This window comes from Ensifer sp. NM-2 (genome assembly GCF_003024455.1).
Classification (GTDB): Bacteria; Pseudomonadota; Alphaproteobacteria; order Rhizobiales; family Rhizobiaceae; genus Ensifer; species Ensifer canadensis.
On record NZ_PVZR01000048.1, the window covers coordinates 1 to 11,886 of the forward strand.

At 58.3% G+C, this 11,886-nt stretch carries 10 protein-coding genes and 3 pseudogenes; 9 read left to right on the forward strand and 4 right to left on the reverse strand.

The features are described from left to right. Positions 1 to 250 (reverse strand): annotated as a pseudogene (locus tag C6558_RS41320) (hypothetical protein); the annotation flags it as partial. Positions 251 to 552: 302 nt separating this feature from the next. On the opposite strand from C6558_RS41320, the gene C6558_RS38445 reads away from it, so the two are divergent. From C6558_RS38445 to C6558_RS38480, 5 genes are all read left to right on the forward strand, one after another. Continuing rightward, positions 553 to 1,713, forward strand: coding sequence for an MFS transporter (locus tag C6558_RS38445; protein ID WP_107028822.1), 1,161 nt, complete (start codon positions 553 to 555; stop codon positions 1,711 to 1,713). Between the two features lie 340 nt (positions 1,714 to 2,053). After that, positions 2,054 to 2,677 (forward strand): hypothetical protein, encoded by a 624-nt coding sequence (locus C6558_RS38455; protein ID WP_057207919.1) that lies wholly within the window; start codon positions 2,054 to 2,056, stop codon positions 2,675 to 2,677. A gap of 290 nt (positions 2,678 to 2,967) precedes the next feature. Next, positions 2,968 to 4,854 (forward strand): heavy metal translocating P-type ATPase, encoded by a 1,887-nt coding sequence (locus C6558_RS38460; RefSeq protein WP_107028823.1) that lies wholly within the window; start codon positions 2,968 to 2,970, stop codon positions 4,852 to 4,854. A gap of 139 nt (positions 4,855 to 4,993) precedes the next feature. Then, positions 4,994 to 5,206, forward strand: a complete 213-nt coding sequence (locus C6558_RS40165) for a hypothetical protein (RefSeq protein ID WP_158269014.1) — start codon at positions 4,994 to 4,996, stop codon at positions 5,204 to 5,206. Positions 5,207 to 5,947: 741 nt separating this feature from the next. Continuing rightward, positions 5,948 to 6,433 carry an adenosine-specific kinase gene (locus C6558_RS38480; RefSeq protein WP_107028826.1) on the forward strand — a complete coding sequence of 162 codons (486 nt, stop codon included), beginning with the start codon at positions 5,948 to 5,950 and terminating at the stop codon, positions 6,431 to 6,433. A gap of 350 nt (positions 6,434 to 6,783) precedes the next feature. Here the strand turns inward: C6558_RS38480 and C6558_RS38485 are convergent, their stop codons facing one another. Beyond that, a complete protein-coding gene (locus tag C6558_RS38485; RefSeq protein ID WP_107028827.1) occupies positions 6,784 to 7,146 on the reverse strand; it encodes an EF-hand domain-containing protein in 363 nt (120 codons plus the stop codon). 192 nt (positions 7,147 to 7,338) lie between these two features. Continuing rightward, positions 7,339 to 7,504: pseudogene (locus C6558_RS41325) on the reverse strand (transcriptional regulator); the annotation flags it as partial. Positions 7,505 to 8,023: 519 nt separating this feature from the next. Between C6558_RS41325 and C6558_RS38495 the strand changes: the two are divergent. The 4 genes and pseudogenes from C6558_RS38495 (at position 8,024) to C6558_RS38515 (ending at position 11,630) form a co-directional block, all read left to right on the forward strand. Next, on the forward strand, positions 8,024 to 8,545 hold the full coding sequence (locus C6558_RS38495) for a universal stress protein (RefSeq protein ID WP_057225213.1): 522 nt from the start codon (positions 8,024 to 8,026) through the stop codon (positions 8,543 to 8,545). Positions 8,546 to 9,198: 653 nt separating this feature from the next. Beyond that, entirely contained in the window at positions 9,199 to 9,624 is a 426-nt protein-coding gene (locus C6558_RS38505) for a plastocyanin/azurin family copper-binding protein (RefSeq protein WP_057225153.1), read from the forward strand. A 232-nt stretch (positions 9,625 to 9,856) separates the two neighbouring features. Then, a pseudogene (locus C6558_RS38510) lies at positions 9,857 to 10,227 on the forward strand (type II toxin-antitoxin system HicB family antitoxin). A gap of 1,046 nt (positions 10,228 to 11,273) precedes the next feature. Next, positions 11,274 to 11,630, forward strand: coding sequence for a type II toxin-antitoxin system HicB family antitoxin (locus C6558_RS38515; protein WP_082571842.1), 357 nt, complete (start codon positions 11,274 to 11,276; stop codon positions 11,628 to 11,630). A gap of 130 nt (positions 11,631 to 11,760) precedes the next feature. Here C6558_RS38515 and C6558_RS38520 read toward each other — a convergent pair. Then, on the reverse strand, positions 11,761 to 11,886 hold a 126-nt coding region (locus tag C6558_RS38520), incomplete at its 5' end, for a 4Fe-4S dicluster domain-containing protein (RefSeq protein ID WP_143347948.1).

Sequence of the window (11,886 nt, forward strand, 5' to 3'; positions counted from 1 at the left end):
ATGCCAGCCGTCGTCTAAATGCCCTGTCTCCTGCCTTGTTCAACAGCTCCACGCATATGCTTTCGTCGTCAAAGCCGGAAAGGAAAGAGTTATGACTAAAAGCTTGCAAACGAACATAAGAGCAGACCGTTGAAGAAGTCCCTGGTTTGGCCTTTAGAATGGCCTCGTCGCCATTGTCGTAAGCGAACACGATCTCGATTGCGCCATCGTCCGGAAATTCGGCGTGGCCGTCACCAGTGACTTCGTCCATTTCTTCAAATCCAGACCGTGTGAAGGAAACCGCAGATTGGCCGTAGCCGAGATTGAGCGTCGCATATTCGCCACTACGCGGGGTTCGAGTAACGGCTGTCCAACAGCATCTATCATCGGAGTGGTCTTCCATTCTCATCCACATTGAGATAAGAAGCAGACCAATAGCAGGCTCTTCCTGCGTGCGGGCGTACAGTCGCTCCCCCCAAATTCCCCCATTCGACTTTGCTCCGGTGCTATGTTTGCGACCGCAAACACTCGCGCGCCGGTTACCTCTCAACACGACATTGATGGAGGATAATCGTGCCCTCACGAATTCTCTTGCATATTCTTGCTCTCGCCGTCTTTTTCGTCGGAGCGACCGAGTTCATGCTGTCTGCCATGCTTGCGCCACTCGCGCAGGCTTTCGACATAACGCCCGCACACGCATCCTGGCTCGTGTCCAGTTACGCGTTGTCCTATGCTGTCGCGGCTCCAATCTTCGGATTTCTGTCTGATCGCATGGACCGTCGCCGTCTCCTTTTAGTCTCCCTTGTCCTTTTCGCAGTTGATGGCCTAGCGTTGACGATTGCTCCAAGTTTTGGCGCAGCCATCGCGCTGCGGATGTTTGGAGGGGTGGCATCGGCGGCGCTCATTCCGACAGCCTTCGCGTTGGTGTCTGATATCGTCCCGGCTCACCGGCAATCTGCCGCCATGGGAGTCGTCATGATCGGCATGACCTTCGGAATAGTAGCTGGTCCGGTGTTTGCCGGCATCCTGACGGACGCCTTCGACTGGCGCGCACCCTTTCATGTTACCGCGACTGGATGCCTAGTGGCCTTCATCATCGCGCAGCGTGTGATCCCCTCTCAACTGTCCCGCCGTCCAGCAAAAAAGCCGAAGCGGCTTGCCTGGATTGTTCGAGGAAGTATCACTCGTCCGCTGTTTGCAAAAGGTCTATGGAATGGAACGGCAGTGGCTGGTTTCCTTCTTGCCGGCGAAGTGCTTCGATTACGTCACGGCCTAAGTGTTGGCGCAGTCGGAGTTTCGGTGTCGGCGTTCGGCCTCGGCCTTGCAATTGGTAATCTCGGCATCGGCCCCGTCAGCCGCCTTTGCCGAAAAGACGACGTGACGCTCGTTGTAGCCCTCGCACTTCTTATTTTGGCGGTCAGCACATTCATGCTCGCGCCCCTTCCCTTAACAGGAGGGCTTGTCTGTCTTGTCATCTGGGGATTTGCGCTTGGCCTCGCCGCGCCAGCGAGCACGTCCATGCTCGCCACCCGCAGCGACGCTGACAAAGGTCAGGTTCTGGCAGTTTCTGAAAGCCTCAACAATCTGGCTATCCTGGTTGTTTTGCCCATCGCGGCAACGCAGCTGGAAGTGGCTGGCACCGCTAGCGCCATGATCGTTCTCGGTATCAGTTTGGCAGCTTCACTTGCCCTGACCATGGTCGACCGGCGGTTTTTGCGGCTGCAAGGATCCTAAAGCTTGTTACGTTGCAAGAGTTCGGCGTTAAAGTCGCACGAACTCCTGTGAGCGCTTTTCATCACATTTTCTTCGGCTTCTTTCTTCATCATGGGAATCGTGCCCGCGTGGGTAGCTTTCCACGTCGGCGGCTCCCGCTTGGTTGGGGGTGGTGTGTTGCTTCATTCAGCGTGGCGAGCTTGTTGCTTACGCCGCTCGATAGACCGCGATAGAAATGCCTCGATGTTCGGCGCGAGTGGGACCGCTCGAAACCGGAACTAAAAGATCGCCCTGCTGTGTTCCACGAAGGGCATGTATGCTGCTGACGTCACCGCCTTGCGCACCAAGACCCGGAGCCAGAATGATCGAGCGCGGGAGAAGCATTCTTTCACTGTTGATTGTCAAACTCGCGTCACCTCCGCCAATTGGCGAATATGCAGCTGGTGTGTCCGTCGATTGGCTCGATGAAAGGCAGCGCGATATCGTCAGGCTGGAGACATGTGTGGAAAAGGCAAAAGCGATCCTGGATCAGACGGGAATATCCTTCGACGTCGCCACGATGTACGCAGAAATTGCCTGGGCAGACGACGAAATCGGAGAGAGGGGGCGCTATTGCGATCTCACGCTTGTCGGCGATGGGCTGATGGCCGATCCGGAACTACGCTCCCGCACGCTCGATGGAGCGTTGTTTCGTTCCGCACGTCCGATACTGATCGTGCCCAGAGGCAAAACCGCGACACTTACTCCGAAAAAAGTCGTGCTGGCTTGGGATTCGGGTTTCGAGGCGGCTCGGGCGGCCCGCGAGGCAATGGGCATTCTGGCAGGCGCAGATGACGTGCAGGTCACGATGGTGGATCCCCGCGCCAGCTACGGTCGCAATGGCGAAGAACCCGGCGCCGACATCGCGGCATACCTTGTTCGCCATGGCGTCTCGGTCGCCGTCGAGCGGTGCCAAGCGAGGGACGCAGCATTAACGAAGTGCTGAACCGATACGCGCGGGACGCCTCGGCAGAGCTGATGGTGATGGTGATGGGCGCCTATGGCCATTCGCGAATGCGCGAGCGGGTTTTTTGGCGGGTTAACCCGCTCGATGCTCGAGACCCCGTCAGTGCCGGTTCTCATGGTACATTGAACAACTGCTTCGAAGCCTGCTGCTTGGTGGGACGCTTGGCCTGCTGTTCGGCATCGAGCGGTCAACCGGGGGCTGCCGCGCCGGTACTCTATTGCGGCACAATCGCCTGAGCCTCGGAATGGACAGCGGGAGGTGCGGATTGCATGAGAGCGGGTTTCTTCCACCTTGCATTTCTGGCGGTCGCTCTAACCGGCATGCTTGCCGGCTTACTGGTAAAATACTTCGGCTGGCCGCTGGCACCCGACCTCATTTGGAGCGGCGCGACAGTTCCGGTGGTCGCAGCGCTCGCAATCACGATTGTGCGCGATTTCCTGGTCGGACGGATGGGTGTGGACGCCATAGCGCTCGTGGCGATGATAGCTTCGATCGCCATGGGGCAGCCACTCGCGGGTGTGGTGGTCGCCATGATGTATACTGGCGGCAACCTGCTGGAAGATTACGCACGCGGCAAAGCCGAACGCGACCTGAGGTCGCTTCGTGATCGAACGCCCCGCATTGCCCACAAGGTCGCTGAGGGCGAAGTAACGGACATTGCGGCTGGAGAGATCGTCGTAGGTGATGACTTGCTGGTAAGAGCCGGCGAGCTGTTGCCCGTAGACGGGCACCTTCTTAATGAACAGGCCAAGCTTGACGAGTCCGCCGTGACCGGCGAGCCTTTGCCGGAAATTCGGCGGAAGGGTGAACACCTTAGAAGCGGCACCGTCAATGCCGGCGAGGCGTTCCACTATCGAGCGTCTGCCCCAGCCAGTAAGAGCACCTATGCCGGCATTGTCCGTATGGTCGAAGAGGCACAGACCGCCAAGGCACCGTTCATGCGAATAGCCGATCGTTTCGCCCTGCTGCTTTTGCCAGCGACGCTTCTCGTTGCAGGTCTTGCGTGGTGGCTATCGGGTGATCGCATCAGGGCACTCGCCGTGCTCGTTGTCGCCACTCCCTGCCCGCTCATTCTCGCCGCACCCGTTGCCTTCATCGGCGGCGTCTCGCGCGCCGCACGCGCGGGCGTCCTGATGAAGGGAAGCTCCGCGCTCGAGGCGCTTGCCCTTGTCCGCACTGTCATTTTCGACAAGACGGGGACATTGACTGAAGGCGGGGCACGCATAACTTTCTTCGAAACGGCGCCAAATAGCGACGCCGAAGAAATCTTGCGCCTTCTCGCATCCCTCGAGCAGGCCTCACACCATGTTCTGGCCGAGACCATCGTTGCCTTGGCGCGAGCGAAGGGAATGCCACTGTCATCGCCGACAAATGTCCGGGAGTTTCGCGGCTCCGGATTGGAGGGCATTGTCGAGGGTAGGCATGTGCGCGCCGGGTCGCGTGCCCTTGTCCTTGCAGATGGAGAGGTACCGGCATGGGCCTGTTCGGTTGCATCAGCTAGGGAAGGCAGTTCGGGACTCGCAATCTATGTGTCCGTGGACGGTCGGATCGCTGCATTCCTCGTTTTGGCGGACGCAATCCGCCTTGAGGCGCCGGCCGCATTGGCTCAGCTTCATGCAGCCGGCATTTCGCGTATCATCATGGTCACCGGCGATGACGCCGAGACCGCCAGCATCGTCGGATCTTCCCTTGGGATCGACGAGGTCTATGCCGATCGTAGTCCGGCCGAAAAGCTTGCAGCCGTTGCGGCCGAACAACGTCGCCAGCCGACGATGATGGTGGGTGACGGGATCAATGATGCGCCGGCACTGGCTGCGGCTGATATTGGCATCGCCCTGGGTGCCCGCGGGGCGACCGCCTCGTCAGAAGCTGCGGATGTCGTAATCCTGGTCGATCGGATTGATCGCGTACCTCATGCTGTCATGATCGCACGGCGTACAAGGCGAATCGCCTTGCAAAGCATCGTTGTCGGTCTGGCTTTGTCGGGGATCGCGATGGTCTTTGCGGCCTTTGGATACATAACTCCGGTCGCCGGCGCCCTTTTGCAGGAAGGGATAGACATCGCAGCGATCGTTAACGCTTTGCGAGCCTTGAGTGGGCCGTCAAACATTTCCTCCACCGAAGGATCGGCCTCGCCTGCTCCGGCAAATTCGTAAGTGCATATCTTCCAGAAGGTAGCGAGGGCCGCCAATCGAGCTTCGGTCTTTCCTCAAAACCTAATCACCATACGCTGACCACCACCGGCCCTTATCGTGCAGCCGATCGAAATAGACAAGCGCCATCGGGTGTATCCGGATGGAGTTGGTGATCACAAATTCCATGCATGCAAGGCCGACACCGTCTGCGAACAACCTCCACCAGCGCGACGCGGCGAACCGTGCGTTGTTTGCTGATGCTGATTTCCACGAAAAGTTCACTATCAATCGATTGGAAGCACATCCCTCAAGCAAGCGGCATCGCTCGTTGATAAACGACGAGATTGAGATCGGTTTGGGCCGCGCATTTTGACGCGCATCAATGCGCGTTTCTCTGGATGTGGCGTCATAGATTGATAGCCGAGTGACCACCCGCCTGAAGCGCTGGTGCAGCGGGTGTCACGTCGTGGCACCCGAGCAACGTCAAGGTTCGGACACTGTTCCAACATTCGCACAGATCGCCGAAGCTGAGCGCTTCGATGAGGCCACCATTGCAACGTTCCTGGCGGCACCGCACCATTCCCGAATGCCCAACCTTTCGCTCACTCGCTCCTATATCGCGGCGCGACGACATTGACTCAGCCATTGCTCATCTCGGCGACTGTCGATCTATCGGTTAGTCCGTCCTGGGTAGCGCGCGGTCGCCTTGTCGGCATGTTGACTTACAGCACGGTCATCACGCAATATCTGGCCCACCTCGATTTCGCAGGTTCATTGCAGGTGTCCTGCTGGCGCGCGCCTCGCGCGCCATGTAGTGCAATACCGGACCTCGGGTCTGAACCCTCGTCATTGCGGACGTAGCAAGCTCCTCGCAGATAACGATGCTGAAGCCGACTGGGCCGACGCCGACCTCGACATTCTCGTCGTCGGGCAGCCTGATCCAGCTCACCAGCCACCGTTGCGTCGCGCGGATCATTTCGAAGTCACGGTAGGCGAGCCGCGCTCTGGCCCTCCGGTGGCGGCGCGGAGGGCGAATTGGCCGCATGTGATGGCTTGAAATCGCCTTCTGTGGGCCTACCTACCATCGCGTTGCCTACCTTGAAGGAGCGCAGCCATGGAACTCACCGTGGTGCCCATCGTCAAGCCGGACGCCGCCAACTTCATTTTTGGCCAGTCGCATTTCATCAAGACCGTGGAAGATCTCCACGAGGCATTGGTGGGCGCGGTTCCAGGCATCCGCTTCGGGCTGGCCTTCTGCGAGGCCTCCGGTAAGCGGCTGGTGCGTTGGTCGGGTAATGACGAAGCCGAGCTTGCCCTGGCACGTGACAACGCATTGGCCATTGGCGCCGGCCACACTTTCCTGATCTTCCTCGGCGACGGATTCTTTCCCGTCAACGTGCTGGCTGCGGTGCGTGCGGTGCCAGAGGTCTGTCGCATCTATTGTGCGACTGCCAACCCGACACAGGTGATCGTCGCGCAAACTGAACTGGGCCGCGGCGTGCTCGGCGTGGTGGATGGCGCCTCACCGCTGGGCGTCGAAACCGATGCGGACATTGCGTGGCGGAAAGACCTGCTCCGAAAGATCGGCTACAAGCTGTAGTGGCTGGACAAAGCCGGCGCCTGCGGTGCCAAGGGAATTCGAGACTACCGGATGCGGAGGGCGACAAACCGCCGGGAATGAAGTTCAATTTACGACCCTGCATCAGAATGCCAACTCGATATTGGAAACCGTATTATCGATTGCAAAAACAAGGGGCTGGTTGTCACCACGGCCCTCGTTTTTTGAGCGCAACGACAAACGGTGAGCAATTGTTTTCACTACGATGCAGGCATTGCGCCAGCTACACAGGCGCGGCGGAGCCGCGTGTGGGGACGTTTGCGAACGGACGGAACCGGCTCTCCAGACCTTTTTATGGTCCGCATGCCGGCGAAAAAGCCGGTTTCCAGGCCTCATTGATCGCGCATGAAGGCCTGCATCTCCTCGGGCGTCACCTTGCCGTCCTTGTTCGCATCGACCGTCTCGAAGATCCTCTTGTGGACCGTTGTGACTTCGTCGAACGACAGGGCGCCGTCGCCATCAACATCGGCAACGGCAAACATGATCTTCATCATGTGGCCTTGCATCATGTTTTGGCGCATGCCACCCATCATGCCGCGCTGCCTCCCCCCCATCATCTCGCCAGGCATCATCTCAGAGTAACCCGGCCGCGCATCTTGTTTCTCGGCGGGGGCTGTTTGAGCCAAGGATGGCGTGGGGCTGTTTGCTAGGAGCGTGGCGCCAATCGCCACATATGCAAGTTTTGCTGTAGTCATGTTCGTTCTCCTTTCGAGAAGCAGGAGAGCCGAGGCAAGGCACGGGTTTGCGTCCGCGCTTTGGCGCTCAAGTGCAGTCGTATGAACATGCGACAAACTACCAATAGTGCGGACCGGTTTCCTTGCGCCACGTCAATTGGAGCACGACATTTATCCGATGGGCATGATCGGCAAGTTCAAGATCGAAATTCACAGACCGTCCCTCCACTCCGACGCAAAGCCGCTGCCAAGACCGGCCGACACCAGTGACACCAGCGAGAAGGTGTCGTCACAGGTGTTAAATGACGTCCTACGAAAGATCGCGCTCCTCGAAGTTCTCGGCGCAATAGCGCTCGGCTGTATAATCGCATTCCGTTCGTCAATGGCGCGCATCAAGGGGCCCGATCGAACACGACGGCCCATAAATGGGCGCACAGCGAAGCTTGAAACGTCGATGGTGAGGTTGAGAGCGATAATGAGAACGGACATCGATAACTTTGTGGACAGCGTAAGCGGTTCCAACCTCACACGCGACACGGAGCACAGTGCTGACACCGCCGCCTGCGCCCTCCCCCGCATCGTGCGCAAAGCTGAAGCTCGCCTGAGATTGGTGCAGAAGAATAGAAATTATGACCGGCTGGTCGGTCGAGAGTATCGACGCCGGTTAAAACCAGTTTGCGGAAATCGATCCGGAACGCGACCCGAGAGCCTACATTGATCGGCATCAAGAATGCCGATGCCAAGTCTGCGTGGCCGCAGCCGCGCTGTCCGTATTATCCGGCGCCTTGGCGCTCGCCGCGACGTCAGCGCAGGTTTCGAAATACGCTTGCAGTCCTTTGACCAGTATCAATACATTCCGCCTCAGTTGTGGGAGACTTGCTGAACCGGAGGGACGATGATGATCAAACACGTTCTTGTTGCAACAGACGGCTCCGATACGGCTTGGAAGGCCGTGGAGGTGGCAGCCAACATCGCAAGGGGTCCGGGCGCGCGCGTTACTATCCTTCACGTCATATTGAACGCCGTGAGGGCCGAGGAAGCAAGCCAACTTGCACGAGCCGAGCATATGGTGCGGCGTGTCTCGGCGATCACGATGCCTGGGCAAGAGCGCGCCCTCTCCTCGAGGCACGATTTATTCAAAAGTTCGCAAGGCGGCATTGGCGAGACGAGGTCGGTGCTCGGAGAACGCATTGTCGAGAATGCGGCGGAACGTGCACGAACTCTTGGCGTCAACGACGTGCACACGCGGGTCGAACCTGGCGACTATGCTGAGACCATTCTCGCCGTAGCGGACGAGATTGGTGCAGACATGATCGTCGTCGGCAGCCGTGGGCTGGGAAGGTTAGCCGGGATGCTGCTTGGAAGCGTCTCGCAGAAGGTCGCACAACAGGCGCTTTGCTCGGTCACGATAGTGCGGTGAACTCACCCGCCAGCGTGAGATCAGCCGTGGACAACACAAATCGCCCTACGGATGTATAGACCTTTGAAGTGTGCTGTCGAAGTCGTGTTTGGACCGGTCGATGACGACGTATTTGCGGGACCTGACCCTCGAGGTTGTTTCATATTACGCTGATTCATGCCGACGAACCCCGGCGGCGGGTCAATGGCCGATCGCCCCGCAGAATCCCCGCTCTGGGGATGGGTCTAGCCTTCTTCCCGGTGCAATGGTTTGCGCAATCGTCGCTCGCCGCGGAGATGCCGGAGGTAGAGTTCGGCGCGCGAAAGATATTCTTCATGCATTTTCTGATGCGTGGCCCGATTAACGTCCTGGTGCCTTTCGGCATCATCGCAAATGACTGTGACCCGCGCTTTCGACGTCGGATCGCCAGGTGAGCGATCCTTTTCTCGGCCGCCGCACTGGCGATAGCCGGTTTGCTTGGGCGGAGCACGCTGGTGAATTCGAGATCCCATTACCCGTCCTAGCGATGACTACGCGTACGCAACGCGCTCGAAGTCCGTACCCAGCAATTCGACAGAATGACAGGAAACCGACAGGACCAGGCCCTTAGGTTCCGGTGCCTTTCAGCATCCCTCTAGACCTCAAAGCTGCCCATTCAAAAAGGAGAACTCCGCATGCGATACCTCCAGAACACATTTGCCGTCTTTGCCATTGTCTGTCTTGCAACGCCTGCATTCGCCGCAACCATCGTCAAAGTCACAGAGGGTGGCGAAGCTGGTGGTCCAATGACCCTGACTCTCGACCAGTCCACGATCAAGGCCGGCGAGGCGACATTTCTCGTCCACAACGACGCCATTGCGGAAGAACATGAGGTGGTACTTGTGAAGCTGAAGTCGGCCGATCAGCAAATTGTTGTTGATGCCGCCAAAGGGCGGGTCGACGAGAAGAAGCTCAAAAGCATGGGCGAAGTTTCCGAGCTGAAGCCAGGTGCCGATGGTCAGTTAAAAGCGAAACTTGCGCCGGGCTCCTACGTACTCCTCTGCAACATCAAGAGCCATTATGAAGCCGGCATGCACGCCATGTTGACGGTGACTAAATAGGTCCCATGCGCCTCGAGCCGATATCGGGAACGAGACGGCGACGGGCATGGGCCGAGAAAACCGCGCGGGCGCGAACATATCGCCCGTCAGTTCGGTTTTCCGTGAAGGCGGGACGCTTCCGATGCCGTGGTCAGAATGCGCAAGGACGCGGACCGGACCAGCGTCTCGACATTCCGATCGGAACATTGAAGAGTATCGAGAAACAAGCAGGACTTAAGCTGAGGTAATGAACATGCGCAATTATATCGGATTGATCCATAAGGATGCCGACAGCGATTACGGCGTGTCCTTTCCCGACTTTCCGGGCCTGATCACCGCCGGAACCGACCTCGACGATGCGCGAGCTATGGCCGAAGAAGCCTTGTCTCTACACATTGAAGGGCTAGCCGAAGACGGCGAAGCAATTCCCGAGCCTTCTACACTGGAGGCGGTTGTGGCAGACGCGGAGACCAGGACGGTGTTGCAATTCTAGTTGGCGTCAGGGCGGAAGCCAAAAGAACCGTTCGCGTAAACATCACCCTGCCAGAAGACGTCCTAAAGGCGATCGATGCATTCGCAGTCACGGTAGGCTCTTTATTGATCGGGAGTATTGTTTCGGACTGACACCATACGAGCGGTGTCCCGCGACCGATTGCACTCCCCAATAAGTCTCGAAATTGCCCGTTTATGCTCGCAGTGTGGGGTGCCCATGAGCGTGTGAATGGCTTGCTGCCACCTCTACATGCCCCTTTCGATGGGGTGGCTGGGGATTTCAGTCGGAATCCGGCTGCACTAGAGACTGGGGCAATGTCGAAATGGGCGTATGAGAAAACGATGTCGTCAACGTGGGAGGAAGTAATGAATGAGAATTGTAGAATTTTGTTCGCGGCGATCATCTCCACCATAGCAACCGCCGCCCCCCTTTCTTCTCTTGCACAAGAATGCGACGGAGATTACTACCCGGGGATTGGCGCAAACCAACATTACACCGGCGACAAACGCCAACCCACCAATACCTATATCTTTAAGCACAGGGCTAACCAGCAACAGCCTCAAAGAGCTACAGATGCCGCTCACAACCGGGCACCAACTTAATCAAGGGGGCCATTGAGGAGCCCTGCCGCAAGGCCTAGGAGGGGATGTTCGCTTCGGTCGAGGCGGCGCAATCATGGCTTGAGCGGCAACGACCGATCAGATCGCCTCGCGCGTTCGCCCGTGTGCTCGGCTTAAGGATGTGGTCCGATCCCTTGACCTCAGGCTTCACGCCGAGGTCGCCCGCCTGCTCCACGCACATACCGGTCTTTTGCCGCGAAAGCTCTCGGTGATGACAATGACATTGTCGCCGCTGAAGCCGCTCCCGCTGCCGCTTCGCCTCGATGGCGCCGCGGCAGTTCGACCGCTGCAACTCTGCTCCCGATGTCTTGCCGATGACGCGCAGCCGTATTTTCGGCGGCGCTGGCGACTTGCGACCCGAGGCCGGTCCCTATGCCTCCTTCGAACTCGGCAAGGGCAGGGGTACGAGCCTGCTCTATGGCGGGTCGTCTATTTCTCCGAGACCGTTGACGACTATGGGGTGACGAATGGCGCCGGCGACATCGTCGACTTGAAAGGTTTTACCGAAGAGCAATTACGGGTGAGCCTGAGGGCGGAGATCGCCCGCCAGTTCACCCTTGAACACCATGACCTACAACGGGTATCACGCTCGCATCGAGTTCGACGCTGACGACGAAGTGTTTTTCGGCAAGATTGCAGGTATTTCCGATGTAATCGGCTTTCACGGTGACAGCGTCGCTGAACTCAAGAAAGCCTTCCATGAGGCAGTCGATGACTTTCTCGACACCTGCAAGAAAATCGGCAAAGAGCCTCAGGGGCCCTATTCTGGGAAGATGATGTTTCGGGTCGCTCCGGAGGTCCATTGCCGAGCAGCTCTTGCTGCCGAGCTTTCGGGAAAGAGCCTCAACCAATGGGCAGAAGAGGTGCTGGAAGAAGCCGCCGACCACTTTGCGGAGGCACGCCTATCGGCGTAGTGCCATTGCGGCATCGTGGATCCGTTCACGCATCACCAATCGTCCGATGGATTGGCATTCCAGTCGATACATTATGCGATCTTGAGTGGCAGCCGACCGCGCCTGATTGTGGACGAACGTAGTCGGGCTCTCACATGTTGGGATAGACCGGTCCCTCGCCGCCCTGCGGCGGCACCCAGTTGATGTTCTGGTTCGGGTCCTTGATGTCGCAGGTCTTGCAGTGCACGCAGTTCTGCGCGTTGATGACGAAGACCGG